This is a genomic window from Seonamhaeicola marinus (assembly GCF_008085455.1).
This window is the reverse complement of sequence record NZ_VSDQ01000679.1, coordinates 102,724-125,154: the sequence shown is the minus strand read 5'-3', so window position 1 is coordinate 125,154 and position 22,431 is coordinate 102,724. Positions and strand designations below refer to the sequence as shown.

The following is a 22,431-nucleotide window of genomic DNA, read 5'->3' as shown; positions in this document are numbered from 1 at the left end:
TAAAAAGTGTAACTTTATGGTTAATTTATTTTTTGGAATCATGAAACACTTTATTCAACGTTTAACACTCTTATGTCTTTTAGTTACAATTTCTGGCTTTGCGCAGACTCATACCGTATCGGGAAAGGTAGTTGCCTTTAAAAGGTATGCGTTAAATAAGGTGAAAATTAGCGCAAAAAAGGCTAATACTGTAGTTTATACCGATACCGAAGGTAATTTTACAATTACTTGTAATAAGAAAGATCATTTAGTGTTCAATGCCGCTGGATTTCATAACCAAAAATTTAAATTGAAAGGCGAAAAAGAATTGGATGTAAATTTAATTGCCGTCTTAGAGGAGTCTGCTTACCGCGATGTGGTTAGATTTGAGCACTTATCTAAAGAAAAACTTCAATATGGTTTAGATAATTTTTTGGAAGACAATAATAATTTTGATCAATTGGCTACCATATATGACGTTATTCAATTTGTATATCCTCAAGCAAAGGTAGTAGATCTTGATACTACAGATTCTGCTGAACCAGGAGCTTTTGGAGCTACTGGCCCACAAATTATTTTAGACTCTAGAGGGGTTAATTCTATTAATTCTAGTCTATATGCCTTATTAGTTGTAGATGGAATTGTAATTAATGATATCTCTGGTGTACACCCTATTGAAGTCAAAACTTGTAAGGTATTAATGGGAAATGAAGCTGGACATTGGGGAATGAGAGGTGGTAATGGTGTGGTTGAAATTACTACGAAGTACCAATAGAGATTCTTTCTTTTTAAAATACAACGGTATGTAAACCCTTATATTCACTGGGGTTTATGAAATTTTAACATTTATTATTTGGATAAGCTAGACGAGTGGTCATATTTTTGTCTGGAATTTGAGAGTTATGGGTAAGACGGCTAAACATGATGCTAAGGCAGATTATCTCTTAGAGAAGGGGATGGAGATTTTATGGTTTAAAGGGTACAACGCAACAAGTGTTAATGATATTGTTAAAGCGGCTGAGGTACCCAAAGGTTCTTTTTATTTCTATTTTGAATCTAAAGAAGATTTTGTAGTTAAAGCTATAGATAAATACTTCGGAATGATGTTTACCCCTGCTAATGAAATTTTACAGGATAAAACAAAATCTCCAAAAGAGCGTTTATTGGCTTTTAATGCCTATAGAATTGCTGAGCTAAAGGAACAACTTAATTGTAAAATGGGTTGTATGGTGTGTAATATTAGTAACGAGATGTCTGAGCATAGTGAAAATATTAGAAGAGCCATAGTTGTTAAAATGGACTATATGATTGCAACCATTGCGCAAATTGTGCAGGAAGCGAAAGATTTAGGAGAGATTACAAACCCAATGTCTGCCGAAGATATTGCAGCGTTTATAGAAGATGCCGGAAGAGGCGCTATGGTAAGAATGAAGGAGATGAAAAGTGGAGAGCCAATAGATAATGCTATGTACGTTATAGAGAACATGTTATTGAAATAATGTTTTCTTAACAATAAATAGTCGACTGGTCAACTGTTAAATTTTTAATATTGTTGTCCCCTTTTGAATTAATAAAACGTCTAACTAATATAAAACAGAAAATAAATCCGGAAAACACATAATCGACCGGTCAATTAATTTAACCAAAATTATGAATGCAATAAAAAAAGCAAAAAATGTAAGTAACAAATTTGCCACGAATTGGGCAAAATTTGTGATTAAAAGAAAATGGCTAGTCCTACTACTAACACTATTTCTGGCGTTAGGACTTGCATCTAAAGGAAACATGGAATTTGATGGAGATTACCATGTGTTTTTTAGTGAGTCTAACCCAGAGTTAGAAGCGTTTGACGCGCTTCAGGAAAAGTTCACTAAAGATGATAATGTGGTTTTAGTACTAACACCTTCTAATAAGAATGTGTTTACTAAAGAAAATTTAGTGGCCATTGAAGAATTAACTGCAGAGGCTTGGAATACGCCCTATTCATCAAGAGTAGACGCTATTACCAACTTTCAGTATACTAGAGCCGAAGGTGATGATCTCTATGTAGATGATCTATCTTATGAATCTTCGTTAAAATCTCCAGAAGAGATCGCTAAGATTAAAGAAGTGGCTTTAAAAGAACCCTTGCTAGTAGATAGAATAATAAATCCAGAAGGTAGCGTTACTGCTATTAATATAACGGTAAAACTACCCGGAGAAAGTATTGAAGAAATCCCAGGAGAAGTAACACCATTTGTTAGAAAGATGATTGCCGATTTTAAAGAGAAACACCCCAATTTTGAGGTGCATTCTTCGGGCTTAATTCCTATGAATACAGCGTTTTTTGAGGCATCAATGAAAGATATGGCACTTACAGCCATTATGATATTAATTGTAATCATTACCACATTAATTTTAACCCGAAACTTTTTTAGTACGGTTTCTACATTAATTGTTGTGGCCTTTTCAATATTAAGTGCGGTTGGTTTTATTGGTTTAACAGGAATTAAATTAACACCACCTTCTTCGGTGTTTATGACCATGATACTTACACTAGCAGTGGCCGATAGTATCCATATTTTGGTAACCATGCTCCAAAAAATGCGTAAAGATGGTTTAAGTAAAATAGACGCTTTAATTGAGTCAATGAGACTTAACTTCATGCCAGTGTTTATTACCAGTTTAACTACCGTTATAGGTTTTCTTACTATGAATTTTGGTGATGTGCCACCATTTTGGGATTTAGGAAATATCACCGCTTTTGGAATGATGATGGCTTTCATTTATTCAACCACAACCTTACCTGCTTTAATGGCTATTTTTCCTATTAAAGCGTCTAAAAAGCAAAAAGAAAGAGAAGAGAAGAAAACAGGTCTGTACACTAAACTTGGAAATTTTGTAGTTAAACAACCAGCTAAGTTATTAGTGGCTTCTTTAGTGGTTATTGGTGGATTAACCTATTTAGCAAATCAAAATGTATTTAATGATGAGTTTATTAACTACTTTGATGAAAGTGTTGAATTTAGGCAAAGCACCGACTACATAAGTGAAAATCTTACCGGTATTTATAATGTTGAATATGCCATAGGAAGTGGAGAAAGTGGCGGTATTAATAATCCAGAATATCTTAAAAATTTAAATGCTTTTGAAGATTGGTTAAAGGCACAGCCCGAAGTAATTCACGTTAATGCGTTTAGTGAGGTTGCCAGAAGAGTAAATCGTTCTATGCATGGTGATGATGAAGCATTTTATAGAGTGCCAGACAATAGAGAAGAAGCGGCGCAATATCTGTTGCTTTATGAATTGTCCTTACCATTTGGATTAGACTTAAACAATCAAATTAATGTAGATAAATCTGAAACTAGAGTTACTGCAACTTTAAAAAACATCTCTAGTGCAGAAATGATAGCATTTTCTAAACGCGGTGAAAAATGGCTACGAGATAATACTCCCGAACCCATGCATGCCATAGGCGTTAGTCCAACTTTAATGTTTTCTAAACTAGGGTTCCGTCAAGCAGATAGTATGTTTAACGGAAATGTTATAGCGCTAATTCTTATTTCAATTGTACTTATGATTGCCTTAAAGAATTTCAAATTAGGATTATTAAGTATTATTCCAAATGTAACTCCGGTATTAGTAGGTTTCGGAATTTGGTTCCTGTATAAAGGACAAATTAATACTGGAATGGTAGTGGTTTTCGGAATGACGCTTGGAATTATTGTTGACGATACAGTTCACTTTATGAGCAAATTTTTAAGAGCAAGAAGAGAACTAGGGTATGATGCTAAACAGGCAGTAATTTACGCCTTCCAAACAGTTGGAAAAGCATTGGTAACTACAACTATTGTACTTATTGCTGGTTTTGCCGTATTGTCTACATCCTCTTTTGCCTTAAACAGTTATATGGCCAGAATTACCGTGATTATTATTATTGCAGCATTAATCATTGACTTTATTTTACTACCTGCATTATTAATTCTTACAGCTAAAAAAGAAGTAGTAACAGCTACAAATCCAAAAGTAGCATTAGACAAATAAACAAGAACATAAATTTTATAAAGAAAAGATGAAAAAAATAATAGTATTACTTGGTTTAACATTAAGTATCTCATTCTTAAATGGACAATCTGCGGAAGCTCGTGGATTAGAAATTGCTAAGGCTGCAGAAAAGGCCGATTTAGGGTTTGGTAGCTCTATCGTTGATTTAAAAATGACCTTAAAAAATAAAAATGGTCAGACGAGTGAGCGTTCTTTAACAACAAAAACATTAGAACTAACAGAAGATGGGGATAAATCTTTAATTGTATTTAATAGCCCTAAAGATGTAAAAGGTACTTCTACGTTAACCTTTACACATAAAGTTGGTTCTGACGATCAATGGTTGTTTTTGCCTTCAATAAAAAGAGTAAAAAGAATTTCTTCTAATAACAAATCAGGACCTTTTGTAGGTAGTGAGTTTGCATATGAGGATTTATCATCTCAGGAGGTTGAGAAGTATACCTATAAGTTTCTAGAAGAAAAAGGCGATTTATTATTTGTAGAACAAGATCCTGTAGATCCTAAGTCTGGGTACACAAGACGTGTAATTACCTATAACAAGAACAAAGGTTATAGAATTGAAAAAGCTGAATTCTACGATAGAAAAAATGCCTTATTGAAAACCTTAACGTACACAGAGTATAAATTGTACAAGAATAAGTTTTGGAGAGCAGGAAAGTTCCATATGGTGAATCACCAAACCAATAAAGAAACAATTCTAAACTTCAATAATTACAATTTTGAAGCGAATTTAAGTGATGATGATTTCACTCAAGCTGCTTTACAAAGAGCAGGAAAATAAATAAAAGTTGGTGACTAACTTAGTTTGATTAATGGCTGGAAATCGAGGCAATTTCAATATGTCTCGATTTCCTTTAATTATTAGCAATGAGATTTATTAAAAATATAGTTTTAGGTCTTTTAACATTGACGGTTTTCAATTCTTATGGACAAGAAAAAAAAGTAACGCACGATTTTGAGTTGGAGTTAGGACTAGAATACCGTTACTTTTTGGATGAAGGACAGTTTAATGGACAAAAACAACATTTTCCATCATTTTCAATTCAACCAGAATATGCAATAGATTGGAATGGAGGCGAAGAAAGTATAAATGCAGTTGGCTTTTTTAGATTAGATGTCGATGATCCAAGAACTCACTGGGATATTAGAGAATTATATTATCAGAAATCTAAGAACAACTGGGAGTTTAATGTGGGATTAAAAAAAGTGTATTGGGGCGTTATTGAAAGTAACCATTTAGTAGATATTATAAACCAAACCGATGCAGTAGAGTCTTTTGATGGTGAACAAAAATTGGGGCAGCCAATGGCGCAGTTTGTTTTAACCACAAACAAGATTGGAACCTTCAACTTTTTCTATTTACCGTATCACAGAAAAAGAACATTTTCTGGAGAAAAAGGACGGTTTAGATTTCCAGTGGTTTTAGATAAAGATGATATTGGTTATGAAAGTGATGCTGAAGAATGGCACCAAGATTTTGCCTTTAGATGGTCACATTATTTTGGAGCTTTTGATGTAGGCTTATCTCATTTTTATGGTACAGGTAGAGAACCACTTTTTACCTTTAACAATACTGGAAACATTAATGCGTTTTATCCTATAATAAATCAAAGTGGATTAGACCTTCAGGTTACGCATAATGCGTTTTTATGGAAGCTAGAATCTATTTATAGAAGTGCCGATGCTCAAGACTTTTTTGCCTTAGCTGCCGGAGTAGAATTTACATTTAGCAATATTGATGGTAATGGACTAGACATTGGTTTACTTGGAGAGTATCTGTATGACGAACGTGATGAATTAGCATTGAATGCATTGCAAAATGATGTGTTTTTTGGAAGCCGAATAGCATTTAATGACACCCAAGACACTTCAATTTTATTTGGAGGAATTGCAGACTTAGATAATAGCAGTAAAATTTTTAGTGTTGAAGCATCTCGGAGATTTGGTAGTAATTGGACGGCAGAAATAGAAGCTAGAATATTCAGTAATATTCATGAAAGTGAATTTATACTTTCAAACTTTAGAGATGATAGTTTTTTTAGGTTAAGCATATCGAGATTTTTTTAAACATTTAAATATGAGTTTACCATATCCAGGACAGCAAGAATTTAATAGTTTTCAATCTATTTTTAATGAATGTTTAATGGAGGTTGAAAATGAAAGTGATGTAACGATTCAATTCGATGTAGATGTGGTAAGTCAATTTTTAATCTTTAGTTGGTTAGGTGCTTTTTTTAGATTAGAAACTAATCAAAGCACTTCCCCTAAAGAAGATTTTAAGGCGTTTATTTTACAACAGCTTATGAATTAGTTTATAAGTACTAGGCCTTATGGAATTTAGATTTTCGTAAAATTTCAAGGTGTTTTTTGCGAATTGATGGTAAATTTGAGTCAAAAGGTTATACTTTTTGAGCAAAAATTGCTATTCCCTTGAATTAACATTGATTTAATTCTATCTTGTTTTGCACTTTAGTTGGGGTAAAATGCCATTAGAAAAGAACCAAAACAAGCTATTACTATTACAGTTATCTGAGGATAACACCAAGGTTTTTGGTAAACTTTTTGACCTGTATTGGGAAGAAATGTTTATCAAGGCCAAAACTATTTTGGGTCATGAAACCGTGGCAAAAGATATAGTTCAAGAGACTTGGATTAAGATTTGGGAAAAAAGAAAAACAAGTCAAATTGAAGATTTTGAGGCCTATATTTTTACAGCTTTAAGAAATAACTGTTATAAATATTTTAGAGATAGAAAATTTAGTGTAAATCAGTTAAATGTCATCGATACCCTGCACTTAGCTACAGAACCAGAAATTAAAAAACACTACGATTTAGATCATACGCTTAATCAGATTTTAGAAGCAATGAATGGCTTGCCTTTAAGAAGTAAACAGGTTTTTGAGCTAAGCAGATTTAAACACTATAGTAATGACGAAATTGCCAAAGAATTAGGTATTTCAAAAAGATCTGTAGAAAATCAAATATCTCTAGCCATTAAGTCTCTTAGACATAGTTTTACTGTACTTCTTATTTTTTTACTAACCTTATAATTGATATTAGCATTAGGGCTTTTGGAGTTAATGGACTTCGTTTTTCTTGCTTTAAAATGTTAAAAAAATGTTAAAACCTAAATTTTAATGTGAGTTCGATTAAGTATTTGAATCATACTTATGTTCAACACACATTATGAAAGAAGAAGAGTTTAGAAAACTACTAGAAAAAGCCATAAAAGGGAATTTAACAGAGGAAGAAAGCCAGATACTTCAAAGATTTGAAGAACGGCTTGAAAAGACGGATACACCTTTTTTTGAGAATGAAACCTCTAAAACGCAATTGAAGGGTTCTATTTGGCATAATATTCTAGCTGAAATTAAAAGAAAATCGAAACTAAAACGCTGGAGGAGGTTTTCTGCCTCGGCAGCACTTGTTGTTGGGTTACTTTCTGGAGGGTATTTTTACCTTCAGAAAACAAGAAGCGTATCTAATGCCACATTAGAAAACGTTATTACCTTAGAATTAGAAGATGGTACTATAAAGGTATTGGAAGAGACCCAAAAAACCAATCTTACCAACACATCTGGTGAAGTTGTTGGCCAACAAAACAAAAATCAATTAGTCTATAAAGAAACTACACAAAGACCACAAAAGTTGGTCTATAATACGTTAACGATACCTTATGGAAAAACGTTCCAAATAGTATTATCAGATGGCACTAGAGCCCATTTAAATGCAGGTTCTTCTTTAAAGTATCCTGTTCAATTTTTGCAAAATCAAACCAGGCAAGTTTTTGTAAAAGGAGAGGTGTTTCTTGATGTAGCAAAAGATAAAGCACGGGCTTTTGTGGTAAATGCAGACAATTTAAATGTTGAGGTTTATGGAACCCAATTTAATGTATACTCCTATCCCGAAGATGAATTAGCAGAAGTGGTTTTAGTAGAAGGCTCGGTTGGTTTGTATACGGAGTCTAAAGATTCTGCTCAACCATTAGAACCAGGTTTTAAAGCTAGCTTTAACAAGGCTAATCATGAAATTACCAAAACTAAGGTAATTACAAATATCTATACATCATGGATGAAGGGAGAGCTGGTCTTTAGAAATATGACCTTTAATAACATTTTAAAGAAACTAGAACGTAAATATGATGTGGTTATAAAAAATAACAACACCAATATTTCAAATGAGAAGTTTAATGCAAGTCTGGGGGTTAACCCTTCAATTAATGAAGTACTAGAAGAACTTAAGTTAAACTACAACTTAGATTATAAGATTGAACAAAACATAATAACTATTAACTAACAAAAAAGAAGCGCCTATGTAAAACGTAAAGACATTAAACTAATTAAGTCACGGTTTTAAATAAAAAAATCGGAAAATGGTGCAACATCTTCCGATTATAGCATGTGACTAAACTAAAAAAAGAATAACCACAATTAATACACTACAAAAGTATGAAAAAACAGCCATCTAAACTAGAGAGGCGGTTTATGCCGTCTTTAAAATTAGACCTAAAAATGAAACTCAGTATTTTGTTATTTTTTGTATCTCTGCTTACGTTGCAAGCCAATGAAACGTATTCGCAGCAGACTAAGGTAACAATAGACGTAAATAATGTAACAGTAAACCAATTTCTAGATGAAATTGAAAGTAATACAGATTTTAGATTTATATATAAAATAGTAGACATAGATCTAAATCGTACAATAAGCGTAACTGCAAAAAAAGAAGCCATCTCCTCTGTTTTAAATCGTGTTTTTAATGAAACAATGACACGATATAATATCATTAAAAACAGAATCTATTTAACTAAAAAAGAAAAAAGAAAGAAGCAAGAGGAAGACGAAAGTTTAAATACAGTTATAGAACAGAAAGTAACCGTAAGTGGAACTGTTAAAGATGAAAATGGCGTGCCTTTACCTGGTGCTAATATCATTGAGAAAGGAACTTCAAATGGATCGCAAACAGATTTTGATGGGAATTTTTCGGTAGATGTTTCCAGCGGTAGTGCCATCTTAGTGGTATCCTATATTGGTTATGTAACCAAAGAAGTGCCAGTAAACAATCAATCTACCCTTAACATTGTAATGGCCGAAGACTCTGCGAAATTAGATGAAGTGGTTGTAGTAGGTTATGGTACGCAAAGAGCAAAAGATGTAACAGGTTCTGTTGTTCAGGTAACGTCTAAAGACTTTGTAAAGGGAGCAAATACTAATGCACTTCAGTTATTAGACGGAAAAGCTTCTGGTGTGCAAATTAGTCAGGCAAGTAGTGCTCCCGGTGGTAGAGTAGATATTAAAGTAAGAGGGGTAAGTTCTATTAATGGAGGTAATGGTATTTTAGTTGTTGTAGATGGGGTGCCAAATGGTAATGTAGATGCCTTGGGTCCAGATGATATAGAATCTATTAATATTCTAAAAGATGCTTCTGCTTCAGCTATTTATGGTGCAAGAGCAGCCAATGGTGTTGTTCTTATTACTACAAAAAGAGGTAGAAAAGGAGCTTTAGAAGTATCGTACAGCAATTATGTTGCTTTTCAAGATGTAGCAAAGCGTATTGATATGCTTAATGGGCGTGAATATATGGAAACCTTAAACGCACTGGATTTTGAATCAGATCCGAACAATGCAACAGACCCAAACTATGAACCACTATATTCCGATACTCAAATTCAAGCCGTTGGTGAAGGATTCAACTGGCAAGACCAGATTTTTAGAAGCGGATTAATTCATAATCACCAGTTGTCATTATCTGGAGGAGGAGAGAAGGCAACATATTATGCTTCAGTAAACTACTTAGACAACAAAGGAGTGTTAAGAAATACTGGAGAGAAACGATATAATGCTAGAGTTAATGTTAATGTAACGCCAACAGATAAGTTAGATATTAAACTTAACTTAAATGTAAATAGAACAAATACAGACTTAATGCCTTTAGGCACAAATAGTATTAGTGGAAGTGTTGCAGCAGCATTACTTTTTGATCCAACTTTAGATGCTCAGTTAAATGATCAAGGAAGATATAAACTTAATCCGTTTATTCAGGTAGAAAACCCTGAAGCTATTATGCAAGGGTTTGATCAAAATAGAGCAAGAACCGAAATTTTAGGTAATGCAAGAATTCAATATGAAATCTTAGACGGTTTAAAAGCTGGCCTACATTTAGGAACAAGAATTACAGCAAGAAAGTTCGATTCTTATCAAAATAGATGGACGCAACAAGGATTAGGTTCAGAAGGAATAGGGCGCGTACAAAACAACGATAACACTTATGGTATTGCTGAATATACCCTGGCTTATGAAAAGGAGTTTGGAGATCATGAGATAAAAGCACTTGGAGGTATTACTTATGAGAAATTTGTTAATGAAGAAGTAGATGCAGAAGCTTCAGGATTTTTGTCTGATGTTAATGGTGTAGACTTTTTTGAAGCTGCGAATCCAGAAAGATTTAATACAGAAACAGATAAGACGCAAAGAACATTCCGTTCATATTTAGCTAGACTTAACTACACCTATAAGGATAAATACCTTTTAACCGTTAACTATAGAGCAGATGGTGCTAGTGTTTTCTCAGAAACTAATAAAACTTCGGTTTTCCCATCAGTATCTCTTGGGTGGCAAATAGCTTCAGAACCTTTTATGGAAAGTCAAAACCTCTTTAACGAACTTAAGTTTAGAGCAGGTTACGGAGAAATTGGAAATTCAGCCATCAACAATTTTGAGACACTTTCAACTTTCGAGGTAGGTTCAAATGCCGTTTTAGGAGAGCAAGTATTAACAGGAGCTATTCCTAGTAGAATTCCTAACCAGAATCTGGTTTGGGAAACTACCAAAGAGGTAAACTTAGGTCTTGATTTTACATTATTAGACTATAGATTATCAGGTAGTATTGAATATTATGTTAGAAATACAGAAGACCAGTTGTTTCAAAGACCAGTTCCTAGATCTTCAGGATTTGGAAGTTTTAGACAAAACTTTGGTAATGTGCGTAACAAAGGTCTTGAACTATCATTGAGTAGCCAAAATATCGTTAAAGATGACTTTTCTTGGCAGACGGATATAACATTTTCAACACTTAAAAATGAAGTTACTGAAGTTCCTGATTTTATCGGGGGACAGGTTACTGGAGGCGGTGGTTTCGCATTTGCTGGAGATTTTTGGGTTGTTAAAGAAGGAGAAGCTATGGCTTCGTTTTTTGGATATCAAATAGATGGTATTTATAGTACGCAAGCAGAAGTAGATGCTGCTAACGCTACGTTTACCGATGGAAGCGCTAGAGCTGGATTAGGTCACCCAATTGTAGCAGATATTAATGGCGATAATAGAATTGATGAAGATGATAGAGTTGTACTTGGTAAGCCGTTCCCAGATTATAACTTTGGTATAAACAACAGATTTCAATACAAAAATTTCACTTTAGATGTTTACGTTGTTGGTGTACAGGGTATAGATGCCTTTAATAACTTAATTGCAGAATCTTTTTATCCTATTGATCCAGATAGAAATAAACTAGCTAGTTATTATTTAAACAGATGGACACCAGATAATCCTAATGCTCCGTATCCATCAATGGTTGAGCCAGGTAGATATCAAGATGGTAGAAAAGTAAATAAGTGGACCGTTCAAGATGCTTCATATATAAGATTAAAGAATGTAACTCTTGGTTATGACACTTCAATAAAATCTTTAGGTATTGATTCCGCAAGTTTCTTTATATCCTTAGAGAACTTTTTAACCATTACAGATTTTGATGGTTTTGACCCAGATGCTAACTCTTCTAGTAATTCAGCATCTACAGCCAGGAGAGGAACTTATGGAGACTATCCGCTAGCTAAAACAGTTAGAATTGGTGCTAGATTTAACTTATAATCAAAAAAAATTAAAGAAAATGAAAAGTACTATATACAGAATTGCTTTGTTTGCATTTCTTGCTTTGGGAATGTCTTGCAATAATTTCTTAGAAGAAGAAGTATTCACAGAATTTGATGCCGATGACTTTGTAGCAACGGAAGAAGGAATAGAGGCCATTTTAATATCGGCTTATGGAAGGTCTAACCCTGTAATACGTGAAAGGTTCCATACCTTTGCCGCTTACCCTTGTGACGATGAGGTTGAAGCTGGAGGTGGATACCGTGGTAGGGTAGTTCCTTTTGAGGAATACACAGTTGATGCCGGAAATGCTGATTTAACAGCTACATGGAATCAAATTTATGAAGCTATTAGAAACTGTAATGCGTTGTTAGACCACATTGATAATGTAACCACCTTGCCAGCAGATAAAGTAGCCGCATTTAAAGCCGAAGCCACTTTTTTAAGAGCATGGAACTATTCTGAACTCTATGATCTTTGGGGGCCTGTGCCTCTTGTAACTACTACACTAGATTTAGGTTTTGAATATCCAAGAGCTTCTGACGATGAAATTAAATCATTTATAGAATCTGAATACCGTTCCGCAATAACCTCATTACCAGTAACTCAAGATGCAAAGGGTAAAGCAACAAAAGGTGCCGCTCAAGCTATGTTAGGCCGCTTTTTAATGAATACGAGACAATGGCAGGCTGCAGCAGATATATTACAAGATGTTATAAGTTCTAACACTTATAGTTTACTTCCAGATGTAACTACAATGTTTTCACATGAGAATGAAGGAAACAGTGAAATGATTTTTGTTTTTGAAAATAATGCAGTGCTTTCAAACAATTCCATAATGGCGCATAATTTCCCTCCTGGATATCAAACGGCGTTTAGAAATTGGGGAGCGCAATTACAAATGCAAAGAGATTTTGTGGCTACCTATCATCCAGATGATCAAAGAGCCTTACCATGGGATCCAAGAGGAGAATTTGGACCAGTTTCTTTCGGATGGATTTGTTATGAATATATAGATAAAGGCGGTAATTACATTGACTTAATTAACGGACCAAACGCAGGGAATAGATTTCATCCTAGGTCTTTTAAATATACACCTACTGAGGATCCTACCCAAGTAAGTGGTAATGGTGGAAATTGGCCAAATGACACGTGTTACATGAGGTATGCTGATGTTTTATTGTTACGTTCTGAAGCACTTGCTATGATTGCTGGTTCTCCAACACAAGAGGCCGTTGATTTACTCAATGAAATTAGAACCAGAGCTGGTGTGCCAACTTATACTTTAGCTGATTTTCCAGACTTAGATTCTTTTGTTGATGCAATGTTAGATGAAAGAGGTTGGGAGTTTGTAACAGAAGGTCATAGAAGAAGAGATTTAATTCGTCAAAACAGATTAATTTCTGATGCACAGGCAAGAGGAAAAAGTAATGCGCAACCACATCATGTGTTGTTTCCAATTCCGTTGTCTGAGATAGACTCTAATCCGCTAGTAGAGCAGAATCCAGGATACTAGTAATCCTGGATAAGCTCACTAAATACCAAAAGCATATAAGCGGGCTTTTGGGTTTTAGTTTGAGAAATGCACCGAATTATTTTCGGTGCATTTCATAAACTATATGACTATTTCAATATGGTTTCAAACCTAATAGTTCATTTAAAATAAGACATTAAGTTCACTCTTTTTGTAGCCGATACCGCTATTTCTTTACCATTACTCAGCAAAACACTACCAGTTTTTCCTTTACGGTAATATTTAACAATATCGTTTACGTTAACTAAGAAAGACTTATGAATTCTAACAAAGTTTTCGGAACCTAAAATATCTTCAAAGTATTTTAGAGTTTTACTTACTAAGTATTTTTCGCCATTTCTTAAATATAGTTCTGTATAATTATCATCTGCTTCGCAGTAAACTATACTGGCTTTATTTATTACTTCAAATCCATCTTGTAGTGGAATTAAAATTTTACCTTTTAACCCTTGGTTTTGAGGTGTTTTTATGACGTTTTGTTTTTCTTTAGAGTTAACTACTACGAGGTAGAATATCTCATTGTTTTTATCTGTTGAGGCACCATTTAGCGCCTGTATTATATCTTCAAGATTAAATGAATTAACATCTAATACCCGAAGCGTATTTGTATTTTGTAAATTATTCATAGATGCTTATTCACTTGGTTAATATTCATTAAAGGGTTTCTAGACTAATTATATTATTAGTCTCAAAAACATATTTGAATTGGTGTAGTTATTAGAATAAAACAATTCTTGTAGTATTAATTTTTACGAATTGTTTATATAATTTTAATTACGGAAAAACCCAAGGTTTAGTTTTTAAGTTCATCTTACGTCTTGAGTTGTTATAACCAAATAGATTAGGTAAATACTTCATTAGTTTAAATTTTTAGTGTTGTAAATAAGTATTACTAGTGCACATTCTAAATGTTCTGTTGAACCTGGTACGTCTACGAGATTTACATTACTTCAGAATTAAAACCTAAATAATAGGAGTATCATAACAGAGAACCTGTTATATCTTTTTCAAGAGCAGAGTTTTCTAATATCCCTCAAAAAAAGTGCCGTTTTTAGGTTTGGGGCTCAAAAACAAGCGTTTCAATAGCTTTTACTGTTGCAGCAACACAAATTAATATCCATAATATTTATATTGAGAATAAGAATTTAGAGTTACCATTTTCGTAATCATGATTGTTCTATATTAGTAGCTTTTTATTATAAATTGTTACAGTTATTTCAAATAAAAATTGTCATTTTATTCTCAGTGGTTAAAAACTGAATTAATTTTAACTATTTGTTTTACAGCGTTTTGTGAAATTTAAAGCCAAAATAATTCGAATAGCCTTTCGTTATTTTCCTAATTTTTAAAGTTTATAAAGCATTTGGGTAAAACTGCAAAGTATTACCAAAGAGCCAAAAACAAAATTTAGATAAAACCAACGATTTAATTTCATGTTTTTTTGTTTAGTAATTCACTATTAAAGCTAAATAGACAATCATTTTATGACGATTTATTGATTTATGGTTTTAGTAAGTGTTTAACTTGAGCTTAGTAAAAATATACCAAGCCCAAGAAAACACTATTTATTTCCAGAGAAAATCTCTTTTAACTGCGTGACTATGCCGCCATTCCCAGAAACGGTAATTTCGCCAATTTTATCAGCTATTTTTTCAACATACTCCATTTCTTTTAGCTTGTACAACATCTCATTTTCCTCCATTAATTTTGCAGTGTTTAACAAGCTTCTGGTAGAAGCAGTCTCTTCACGTCTTGTAATAATGTTGGCCTGCGCTTGCTTTTGAGCTACCAATACTTGATTCATAATCTCTTTCATGTCTCCAGTTAAGATTACGTCTCTAATACCGCAGTTCAATATGCTTACACCTAGTTTTTTTGCAGTTGTTTTTACATCTTCAAACACAGCGGTTGCAATGTTATCTTTACGTTCTAACAATTCATCTAAAGTATAAGACCCAATATAGGCACGCAATACCAATTGCATAGCAATGTATAATTGCTTTTCGTAATCTTTGTTCTCTAATAAAGCTTTTTCAATATCGGTAACTTTATACTGTGTATAAAAGTTGATACGAATAGCCGCTTTATCTTTAGTTAACAATTCCTGACCCGCAATTTCCATTTGTAACTGACGCAAATCCACCTTTGCAATTTTAATAGAGGTATCATTTCTCCAGAATCTATACACGCCACCCGTTAAGGTTTTGGTATGCACATCATCTACCAAAAGCACTGCTTTTTCATAAGCAGCTACCTCAAAAGTTCTAATATACTTGCTCAATTCATAATTACTAAATAATGCTTTGTCTAGCTTTTCGGTAATATAAATTTTGCTTAAATCTAAACGTGTGTACTCACGTTTAATTAAACCCTTCCAGTATATATGACGTCCAGCTGATAGTATGGTTTTAAAGTTTCCTTTTTCATAAACTAAAACCAATTGGTTATCATTTACTTTAATAACGTCTAACATTGCAGCAAGTGTTTCGTCTTTTAGTAAGATTTCTAGCGCTATTGGAGCTGTAAAGCTGTTCTCTAAACTATATACAATGGCATGTTCATTAAAACCTAACCAGTGTTTCCCTTGAGTGATTACTTTTAAATAATCTCCTTTCTTGAAAACCAAACCTACTTTTCCTGCATTAATTCTTACGTGTTTCATTTTACATTTATTTAAATTAAACATTCACTTTTGCCCAATATGGGCGATGGCAATTCCTGTAACGGAGGGTTTACCAATTTTAATCTCCAATGCTTATTGCTGGGATTAAAACTTTATTTTGGGCGTAACCTTTGTTCTGAACTTTACTCAGAATCTCAGGTTGGGCTTTTCGCTATATCTTTTTGCAGTTCATCAACCAAATGCCATTAGCAACCTTAGTACAGCAATCTCCCAATCTAAAAAGATTGCTTTGTAGTACCTCCTTGTAATGATGGTATATTTACTAGCACACAAAAGGATGTCGCTTCAATCCTTAACGCTATAATTTGTCATAAAAAACAGTAGATTGAAAATCATCTGTCCAATACGGATATACTCATATCAATAGTCTTAAGTAATAGTGTTATGTATTGGGTTATAAAAAGGAAACACTACTAAATTAATGCTCGGTTTTTACTTCTAAATACAAAACAGTAGTTACTGCCAACTATTAAAAATCAGTATGTCTAAGTACCTTCAAGATTGCTTTCGGTTCCTGCAAGACAGGAATAAAGCCGATTAACAATCTCACTGTTTTTACCTTTTTTGATAGGCAGAAAAGCTAACTGCCTTATTATCAGTTTTACAAGATGATAAGCTTTTAACCTACATTATGAGTGTAGTGCTCTGACCGACTGAGCTACGAAACCTAAATGGTGGCCTCGACAGGATTCGAACCTGTGCATTTAAATAGACATCTGTATAGGATGCCAGTTCGCTAGAGCCGAAATCTAGTGCGTTTACCATTTCCGCCATATCCTAAAAAGGGATAGTGGGACTCGAACCCACAGAACTTTGGGGGATTTTTTGGATAAAACCCAAACCTTCAAGTCTAGTTGCATATAAAACCGTAATACATAAATGCAACGGTTTATACAATAGTGCTATACCGAAACACCCAACAAGACCAGCTTGATATTATTTCCTGCCTTAGCAGGGATATTTTTCAATGAACCTTTGATTTCATGTTATAAATACATAACACCGCAAAGGTTTTTATCAACTACGCAATTATTATGCGTAGTTGTTTTTTTTAGAACAAACAGAAATAGAACCTCTTAAGTAAAATATATCAGTTTTACTGACAGACTCATATTTCCAACGCTGATGAATTCCCTTTTAATCGGCAAAGGGCTACTTTGCCGATTTTCCTCCTTTTCGTTTCTTTCCATCCTTTTTGTTCTTCTTCTTTTTAGGTTTAATTTTATGCTTCACTCTGTTTACTTCACCTTCTATAGAATTGATAAAACAATTACTAGTAGATGTTTTTAAAGCCATTTTATATGTTTTTAAAGCTTCTTTAAGAAAACCTTGTTCCTCTAAAACTATACCTCTGAATACATGTAAAAGCGATTTGTTAACCCCTTTAATACTAAAAGCAAACCCTATTAGTTTTTCGGCTTCTTTATAATCTTCATTCCATAGTAATGTCTGAATATAGAATTCGTAGGTATTAGGCATTTCCATGTTATTAGCTATAGCTTCTGCATAATATTGTTTTGCGGTTACGTAATCATGCAATTGTTCGGCATGAATACGTCCCATTAAACACAGTGCTTGAGCATCTTTGCCATCATACGAAAGCGCATAGTTTAATGCTTCTAAAGTTTCTTCCAATTCATATGGATAAGCGTCTAAAGCTTTAAACAAATAGGTGTTATTTAAATTATTTTCCATTTTTTAAATTTTGAGCATAGCGTTCCACCCCAATGATGAATACTACATTGATTTATGGCCAATTCAGGCTTGTTTTAAATGCACACAAAATGTGGGCTATTAAAACCGATTCAGATTTTGAATTTTAAATGTTGGATACAAAAAATCCGAAACAGTTTGTTTGCTTCGGATTCTTTTCAGGAAAGTAATCTACTGAAAATACCGAAGCCCTAAAAGTGATTCGCAATCACTTACTATATTCCTAAAAGGAATGTTATGTTTTAACATGGCTTCTTATTTTTTATTCTGAACGTGTTTCAGAAATTAATTAATTTTTATTGCAATTGCTTTTTCAGAATTGCGGTGCAAATATTAGAACTATTTTTCAAAAAACAAAACACTATTAAAAATTAATTTACTGATAATCAATTGTTTATGGTTGTTTTAAGACAGTAGTTATCCTGTCCGCCTGTTTGCAGATTATTGAGTTTATAGCAATGGTTTGTTTCTCAGTTGCTTATACTCCAAAGTGTTCTATTTTAGTTTTTAAAATCTTTATTCAATTAATTTTAATTTTTTTCATAAAAAAAAGCGCCCAATATAAATTGGACGCTTTAACTATGATAGTTTTTTATGATTTCTATCTATTCATGTTTTTTATTGCATCCACAAAAGTGTCTAAATCAGCTTCATTATGAATTAAAGTTGATGCTTTATCTGTAATGTATTTTACGTTTACCGCATGAAATCCTAAACCAACAGCAATTTTATGCAATAAAAGCATTTCTTCTTCACCTTGAATATCATCAACATGTACCATGCGTACTAAATCATATAAACGCTCTAAACGTTTATCATAAGATACTGGTGGATTAATAGGGTGAGAATTATAGTCTTTTAAAATAGCCTTGTAATCTACCTCACTTATATCTAATCTCTTAGATAATCTATCTAAAAACGCCTTTTCTGCATCGGTTATGATACCATCCGCCATTGCCACTCTAACTATAGAAGCAAAATGACTTTCGTTACGTTTTTTAAAACCACTATCAAATAAATTTGAAAACGACATATATTTCTGTTTTTTAGTGCTGCAAACCTACATATTATTTTTCATTTTTTGAAATAAATACAACGTTATTAAAATCAATATTTTGTGAATTTTAAAATGAAAAAAATCCTTTACTTTTGCAATCGTTAAAATCCATTACATCTAGTGAGCTCTTCAAACCTCTCGCAAGTATATTCACGGACTTTGCAAGTGCAAAATCTGCAGAATGCTATTGCCCAAACTGGGGTAAAAACACATTTAAAAGGACTAGTTGGTTCTTCGTTTTCATATGTTATTTCAAGTATTTTTAAAGATGCAGAAAAGCCATTTTTACTTGTTTTTAATGATAAAGAAGAGGCCGCACATTACTTAAATGATTTAGAACAATTAATTAATGATAAAGATGTATTGTTCTATCCAGGGAGTTACCGCAGACCTTATCAAATTGAGGAAACAGATAATGCAAATGTGTTATTGCGTGCTGAGGTATTAAACCGAATAAATTCAAGAAAAAAGCCTGCAATAATTGTTACCTATCCTGATGCACTTTTTGAAAAAGTGGTTACTAGAAGAGAGTTAGAACGTAATACCTTAAAGGTATCGGTTGGTGATAATATTTCTATTGATTTTGTTAATGAGGTACTTTTTGAATACCAGTTTAAACGTGTTGACTTTGTTACTGAACCCGGAGAGTTTTCGGTACGTGGAGGTATTGTAGATGTATTTTCGTTTTCACATGATGAACCTTACCGTATTGAGTTTTTTGGAGATGAGGTAGACAGTATAAGAACGTTTGATGTTGAGTCTCAGTTGTCTGTAGACCAGATTAAGAAAATAAACATCATTCCTAATGTCGCTAATAAGTTTTTAGAAGAAAGTCGTCAAAGTTTTCTAAAATATATTGCTCAGAAAACAGTGGTGTGTTTAAAAAATGCTGATTTATTCTTCTCAAGAATCGACGATTTCTTCGGAAGGGCAGAGGAAGCCTTCGCAAGTTTGTCCTCAGAATTAAAACATGATAAACCAGAAGAGTTATTTTGTAATTCGGCATTATTGAAGAAACAGTTATTAGATTTTTCAATTATAGAATTTGGGACATCGTCTTTTTTCAATAGTAATGTCATTGGGAATGAAATGAAGCAATCTCTTGCAAAGAATGAGATTTCCACATCGCAAGCTCCTCATAATGACAGTATATTTGAGTTTCATACCACACCACAACCTTCTTTCAACAAACAATTCAATCTATTAATTGAAGATTTAATCGCAAATCATAATAAAGGTTATATAAATCATATTGCCTGCGTTAGCGAACAACAAGCTAAACGTTTTCATGATATTTTTGAAGATGCCGATAAAGACGGCAACCCAAATTTTGAGGAACGTGTTTACTATAAAACCATAGTGCAATCACTGCACCAAGGTTTTATAGACCATGAAAACAAAATAGTCTGTTACACAGATCATCAAATATTTGAGCGTTATCATAAGTTTCAGTTAAAAAACGGATATGCCAAGAAGCAGGCTATTACCTTAAAAGAACTCACCAATTTAGATGTTGGTGATTATGTTACCCATATAGACCATGGTATTGGTCGTTTTGGTGGATTAAAAAAAATTGATGTAGAAGGTAAAAAACAAGAGGCCATAAAACTTATTTACGGAGAACGCGATGTCCTCTATTTAAGTATTCATTCGCTTCATAAAATCACCAAGTACAACGGTAAAGATGGTAAACCTCCAAAAGTTTACAAACTAGGAAGTAATGCTTGGAAAACTCTCAAGCAAAAAACCAAAGCAAGAGTTAAACATATTGCCTTTAACCTTATTAAATTATACGCAAAGCGAAAAACGCAGAAAGGCTATCAATACAATCCCGATAGCTATATGCAGCATGAGTTAGAAGCCTCATTTATTTACGAAGATACACCAGATCAAAGTAAAGCCACCGCCGATATTAAAGCAGATATGGAAAGCGAACGCCCAATGGATCGTTTAATTTGTGGCGATGTTGGTTTTGGTAAGACCGAAGTGGCCATTCGTGCTGCATTTAAAGCAGTAGATAATGGTAAGCAAGTAGCCGTATTGGTGCCCACTACAATTTTGGCATATCAGCATGCAAGAACCTTTAGAAAGCGTTTACAAGATTTCCCTGTGGTGGTAGATTATCTTAACAGGTTTAGAACGGCTAAGGAAAAACGAGTAACGCAAGAAGCTTTGGCTGATGGAAAAGTAGATATCATTATTGGCACACACCAGTTAGTGAATAAAAATGTGAGCTTTAAAAACCTAGGGCTGCTTATTGTTGATGAAGAGCAAAAATTTGGTGTGGCAGTTAAAGAGAAATTAAAAACTTTAAAAGAAAATGTTGATGTTTTAACGCTTACAGCAACACCTATTCCAAGAACGCTACAGTTTAGCCTTATGGCAGCAAGAGATTTATCGGTTATAACAACACCACCGCCAAACAGATACCCAATAGAAAGTCATGTTATTCGCTTTAATGAGGAGTCCATAAGAGATGCGGTGAGTTATGAAATTCAACGAGGCGGACAGGTCTTCTTTATTCATAATCGTATTGAAAATATTAAAGAAGTAGCAGGCATGATTCAGCGTTTAGTACCCGATGCCAAAATAGCTATTGGTCATGGACAAATGGATGGTAAAAAATTGGAAGAACTCATGCTGGCTTTTATTAATGGTGAATTTGATGTGTTAGTCAGTACAACTATTGTTGAAAGTGGGTTAGATGTACCTAATGCAAATACAATTTTCATTAATAATGCAAATAACTTCGGACTAAGTGACCTTCATCAAATGCGCGGTCGTGTTGGTAGAAGTAATAAGAAAGCCTTTTGTTATTTTATTACACCCGAATATTCTGCAATGACCGAAGATGCACGAAAACGTATTTCAGCGCTTGAACAGTTTACTGAACTAGGTAGCGGATTTAATATTGCAATGAAGGATTTAGAAATTCGTGGTGCAGGAGACCTATTAGGTGGTGAACAAAGCGGATTTATTAACGAAATTGGGTTTGATACGTATCAAAAGATTTTAAACGAAGCCATTGAAGAACTCAAAGAAAACGAGTTTAAGGAATTATACAATGAACCAGAAGAGGATAAAACCTATGTGAAAGATGTTACTATCGATACGGATTTTGAGTTACTCTTTCCAGATAGCTATATAAATAACATAGCAGAACGATTAAGTCTTTATACTAAGCTCAATGAGTTAAAGACCGAAGAAGAATTAACCAAGTTTCAGAAAGATTTAATAGATAGATTTGGTGAGTTGCCAGAACAAGTGACCGATTTGTTAAATAGTGTCCAAATAAAGTGGATTGCCACTAAAATAGGATTTGAAAAAATCATAATGAAACAGAATAAATTTGTTGGTTATTTTATTAGCGATCAGCAAAGCAGCTTCTACCAAAGTTCAAGTTTTGCAAAGGTGTTAAGTTATGTACAATCTAATTCTGGAGTTTGTAAAATGAAAGAGAAACAAACACGCCAAGGCTTAAGATTATTACTTACATTTGAAGGAGTTAATTCGGTAGAAAAAGCTTTAACATTATTAAAACCTATTGTGGCTTAATTAT

15 protein-coding genes are annotated in these 22,431 nt (G+C 33.4%); 11 read left to right on the top strand and 4 right to left on the bottom strand.

Features of this window, described 5'->3' with window-relative positions:
* Positions 1-40: 40 nt before the first annotated feature.
* The 10 genes from FUA24_RS11680 (at position 41) to FUA24_RS11635 (ending at position 13,401) form a co-directional block, all read left to right on the top strand.
* The gene (locus tag FUA24_RS11680) at positions 41-754 is read left to right on the top strand and encodes a carboxypeptidase-like regulatory domain-containing protein (protein WP_187388264.1); all 714 of its coding nucleotides are present in this window, start codon (positions 41-43) and stop codon (positions 752-754) included.
* A gap of 127 nt (positions 755-881) precedes the next feature.
* Complete coding sequence (locus FUA24_RS11675; protein ID WP_148542468.1) at positions 882-1,478, top strand: TetR/AcrR family transcriptional regulator; 597 nt, start codon at positions 882-884, stop codon at positions 1,476-1,478.
* A 151-nt stretch (positions 1,479-1,629) separates the two neighbouring features.
* Positions 1,630-4,002, top strand: coding sequence for an efflux RND transporter permease subunit (locus tag FUA24_RS11670; RefSeq protein WP_148542466.1), 2,373 nt, complete (start codon positions 1,630-1,632; stop codon positions 4,000-4,002).
* Positions 4,003-4,030: 28 nt separating this feature from the next.
* Positions 4,031-4,804, top strand: a complete 774-nt coding sequence (locus FUA24_RS11665; protein WP_148542464.1) for an outer membrane lipoprotein-sorting protein — start codon at positions 4,031-4,033, stop codon at positions 4,802-4,804.
* Between the two features lie 86 nt (positions 4,805-4,890).
* Complete coding sequence (locus FUA24_RS11660) at positions 4,891-6,090, top strand: hypothetical protein (RefSeq protein WP_148542462.1); 1,200 nt, start codon at positions 4,891-4,893, stop codon at positions 6,088-6,090.
* A 10-nt stretch (positions 6,091-6,100) separates the two neighbouring features.
* A complete protein-coding gene (locus FUA24_RS11655; RefSeq protein WP_148542460.1) occupies positions 6,101-6,334 on the top strand; it encodes a TetR family transcriptional regulator C-terminal domain-containing protein in 234 nt (77 codons plus the stop codon).
* Between the two features lie 172 nt (positions 6,335-6,506).
* A complete protein-coding gene (locus FUA24_RS11650) occupies positions 6,507-7,073 on the top strand; it encodes an RNA polymerase sigma factor (protein WP_148542458.1) in 567 nt (188 codons plus the stop codon).
* A 136-nt stretch (positions 7,074-7,209) separates the two neighbouring features.
* Positions 7,210-8,319, top strand: a complete 1,110-nt coding sequence (locus FUA24_RS11645; RefSeq protein WP_148542456.1) for a FecR family protein — start codon at positions 7,210-7,212, stop codon at positions 8,317-8,319.
* Between the two features lie 215 nt (positions 8,320-8,534).
* Entirely contained in the window at positions 8,535-11,885 is a 3,351-nt protein-coding gene (locus tag FUA24_RS11640; protein ID WP_187388263.1) for a SusC/RagA family TonB-linked outer membrane protein, read from the top strand.
* A gap of 19 nt (positions 11,886-11,904) precedes the next feature.
* Positions 11,905-13,401 carry a RagB/SusD family nutrient uptake outer membrane protein gene (locus tag FUA24_RS11635; RefSeq protein ID WP_148542451.1) on the top strand — a complete coding sequence of 499 codons (1,497 nt, stop codon included), beginning with the start codon at positions 11,905-11,907 and terminating at the stop codon, positions 13,399-13,401.
* Positions 13,402-13,538: 137 nt separating this feature from the next.
* Here FUA24_RS11635 and FUA24_RS26070 read toward each other — a convergent pair whose 3' ends face one another.
* The 4 genes from FUA24_RS26070 to FUA24_RS11615 all read right to left on the bottom strand — a co-directional run bounded on the left by FUA24_RS26070 (position 13,539) and on the right by FUA24_RS11615 (position 18,848).
* Entirely contained in the window at positions 13,539-14,045 is a 507-nt protein-coding gene (locus FUA24_RS26070) for a LytR/AlgR family response regulator transcription factor (protein ID WP_148542449.1), read from the bottom strand.
* A 935-nt stretch (positions 14,046-14,980) separates the two neighbouring features.
* A complete protein-coding gene (locus FUA24_RS11625) occupies positions 14,981-16,081 on the bottom strand; it encodes a slipin family protein (RefSeq protein ID WP_148542447.1) in 1,101 nt (366 codons plus the stop codon).
* A gap of 1,173 nt (positions 16,082-17,254) precedes the next feature.
* Positions 17,255-17,797 (bottom strand): hypothetical protein, encoded by a 543-nt coding sequence (locus FUA24_RS11620; RefSeq protein WP_148542445.1) that lies wholly within the window; start codon positions 17,795-17,797, stop codon positions 17,255-17,257.
* A 619-nt stretch (positions 17,798-18,416) separates the two neighbouring features.
* Positions 18,417-18,848, bottom strand: coding sequence for a tellurite resistance TerB family protein (locus tag FUA24_RS11615; protein ID WP_148542443.1), 432 nt, complete (start codon positions 18,846-18,848; stop codon positions 18,417-18,419).
* 144 nt (positions 18,849-18,992) lie between these two features.
* Between FUA24_RS11615 and mfd the strand changes: the two genes are divergently transcribed.
* Entirely contained in the window at positions 18,993-22,427 is a 3,435-nt protein-coding gene (gene mfd, locus FUA24_RS11610) for a transcription-repair coupling factor (RefSeq protein WP_148542441.1), read from the top strand.
* Positions 22,428-22,431 lie beyond the last annotated feature (4 nt).

Bases quoted from the DNA above. Each gene is read 5' to 3' on its own strand.
- FUA24_RS11635 (WP_148542451.1), top strand. From the start codon at position 11,905: ATGAAAAGTACTATATACAGAATTGCTTTGTTTGCATTTCTTGCTTTG.
- FUA24_RS11680 (WP_187388264.1), top strand. From the start codon at position 41: ATGAAACACTTTATTCAACGTTTAACACTCTTATGTCTTTTAGTTACA.
- FUA24_RS11640 (WP_187388263.1), top strand. From the start codon at position 8,535: ATGAAACTCAGTATTTTGTTATTTTTTGTATCTCTGCTTACGTTGCAA.
- FUA24_RS11670 (WP_148542466.1), top strand. From the start codon at position 1,630: ATGAATGCAATAAAAAAAGCAAAAAATGTAAGTAACAAATTTGCCACG.
- FUA24_RS26070 (WP_148542449.1), bottom strand. From the start codon at position 14,045: ATGAATAATTTACAAAATACAAATACGCTTCGGGTATTAGATGTTAAT.
- FUA24_RS11660 (WP_148542462.1), top strand. From the start codon at position 4,891: ATGAGATTTATTAAAAATATAGTTTTAGGTCTTTTAACATTGACGGTT.
- FUA24_RS11665 (WP_148542464.1), top strand. From the start codon at position 4,031: ATGAAAAAAATAATAGTATTACTTGGTTTAACATTAAGTATCTCATTC.
- FUA24_RS11655 (WP_148542460.1), top strand. From the start codon at position 6,101: ATGAGTTTACCATATCCAGGACAGCAAGAATTTAATAGTTTTCAATCT.
- FUA24_RS11650 (WP_148542458.1), top strand. From the start codon at position 6,507: ATGCCATTAGAAAAGAACCAAAACAAGCTATTACTATTACAGTTATCT.
- FUA24_RS11625 (WP_148542447.1), bottom strand. From the start codon at position 16,081: ATGAAACACGTAAGAATTAATGCAGGAAAAGTAGGTTTGGTTTTCAAG.
- FUA24_RS11615 (WP_148542443.1), bottom strand. From the start codon at position 18,848: ATGTCGTTTTCAAATTTATTTGATAGTGGTTTTAAAAAACGTAACGAA.
- FUA24_RS11645 (WP_148542456.1), top strand. From the start codon at position 7,210: ATGAAAGAAGAAGAGTTTAGAAAACTACTAGAAAAAGCCATAAAAGGG.
- FUA24_RS11675 (WP_148542468.1), top strand. From the start codon at position 882: ATGGGTAAGACGGCTAAACATGATGCTAAGGCAGATTATCTCTTAGAG.
- FUA24_RS11620 (WP_148542445.1), bottom strand. From the start codon at position 17,797: ATGGAAAATAATTTAAATAACACCTATTTGTTTAAAGCTTTAGACGCT.